The organism is Massilia sp. CFBP 13721 (genome assembly GCF_014842025.1).
Lineage (GTDB): Bacteria > Pseudomonadota > Gammaproteobacteria > Burkholderiales > Burkholderiaceae_D > Telluria.
Genome location: NZ_JACYUY010000058.1, coordinates 1 through 1,382 on the forward strand (window position 1 = coordinate 1; position 1,382 = coordinate 1,382).

Here is a 1,382-nt window from a genome sequence, read left to right on the forward strand (position 1 = left end):
GCGAAGCAATCGGAAGTGGTTCCAAGAAAAGCCTCTAAGCTTCAGTCATACGAGACCGTACCGCAAACCGACACAGGTGGGCGAGATGAGTATTCTAAGGCGCTTGAGAGAACTCGGGAGAAGGAACTCGGCAAATTGGTACCGTAACTTCGGGAAAAGGTACGCCCCGGTAGCTTGACCACTTTACTGTGGAAGGGTGAAAGGGTTGCAATAAACTGGTGGCTGCGACTGTTTAATAAAAACACAGCACTCTGCAAACACGAAAGTGGACGTATAGGGTGTGACGCCTGCCCGGTGCTGGAAGATTAAATGATGGGGTGCAAGCTCTTGATTGAAGTCCCAGTAAACGGCGGCCGTAACTATAACGGTCCTAAGGTAGCGAAATTCCTTGTCGGGTAAGTTCCGACCTGCACGAATGGCGTAACGATGGCCACACTGTCTCCTCCCGAGACTCAGCGAAGTTGAAATGTTTGTGATGATGCAATCTACCCGCGGCTAGACGGAAAGACCCCATGAACCTTTACTGTAGCTTTGCATTGGACTTTGAACCAATCTGTGTAGGATAGGTGGGAGGCTTTGAAGCGGGGACGCCAGTTCTCGTGGAGCCATCCTTGAAATACCACCCTGGTTTGTTTGAGGTTCTAACCTTGGTCCGTTATCCGGATCGGGGACAGTGCATGGTAGGCAGTTTGACTGGGGCGGTCTCCTCCTAAAGTGTAACGGAGGAGTTCGAAGGTACGCTAGGTACGGTCGGACATCGTGCTAATAGTGCAATGGCATAAGCGTGCTTAACTGCGAGACCGACAAGTCGAGCAGGTACGAAAGTAGGACATAGTGATCCGGTGGTTCTGTATGGAAGGGCCATCGCTCAACGGATAAAAGGTACTCTGGGGATAACAGGCTGATTCCTCCCAAGAGTTCATATCGACGGGGGAGTTTGGCACCTCGATGTCGGCTCATCACATCCTGGGGCTGTAGCCGGTCCCAAGGGTATGGCTGTTCGCCATTTAAAGTGGTACGTGAGCTGGGTTTAAAACGTCGTGAGACAGTTTGGTCCCTATCTGCCGTGGGCGTTGGAAATTTGAAGGGGGCTGCTCCTAGTACGAGAGGACCGGAGTGGACGAACCTCTGGTGTACCGGTTGTCACGCCAGTGGCATTGCCGGGTAGCTAAGTTCGGAAGAGATAACCGCTGAAAGCATCTAAGCGGGAAACTTGCCTTGAGATGAGATTTCCCGGAGCCTTGAGCTCCTTGAAGGGTCGTTCGAGACCAGGACGTTGATAGGCTGGGTGTGGAAGTGCAGTAATGCATTAAGCTAACCAGTACTAATTGCCCGTACGGCTTGTCCCTATAACCTTGGCAGGTTATAGCAATAAGAATACA

Annotated in this window: 1 rRNA gene; it reads left to right on the forward strand. The window is 51.6% G+C overall.

Annotated features, from left to right (window positions below):
• A 23S ribosomal RNA gene (locus IFT60_RS26140) occupies positions 1–1,349 on the forward strand; the annotation flags it as partial.
• Positions 1,350–1,382: the final 33 nt, after the last annotated feature.